This is a genomic window from Mesorhizobium sp. M1D.F.Ca.ET.231.01.1.1 (assembly GCF_003999155.2).
Classification (GTDB): domain Bacteria; phylum Pseudomonadota; class Alphaproteobacteria; order Rhizobiales; family Rhizobiaceae; genus Mesorhizobium.
Window position 1 is genome coordinate 1 of record NZ_RZOZ02000242.1, and the last position, 296, is coordinate 296.

Consider the following 296-nt stretch of genomic DNA (forward strand, 5'->3'; position numbering starts at 1 on the left):
TGACGGTGCAGCAGGCCGCGCGCATTGGCGGTCTCGACGACCGGCGCGCCCAAAGCTTCGGCAAAGCGCGTCAGCGCCGCATCGGCCTTCTTGGCGCCGCCACCGGCCAGGATCAATGGGCGGCGAGCCGCCTTGATCAGCCGCGCGGCGTCGGTGATCGCCGCAGCGGCCGGAGCGGGTGGCGCGGCGTTGCTGAGGACCGCCGCAATCCCGTCGGCAGGCTTCACCATGACGTCGGTCGGAATCTCGATATGAACCGGACCCGGCCGAGACGAGGTGAAAACGGCGAAGGCGCG

General features: G+C 70.6%; 1 pseudogene. It reads right to left on the reverse strand.

What is annotated here, in order from left to right:
• A pseudogene (locus EN874_RS33125) lies at positions 1-296 on the reverse strand (hypothetical protein); the annotation flags it as partial.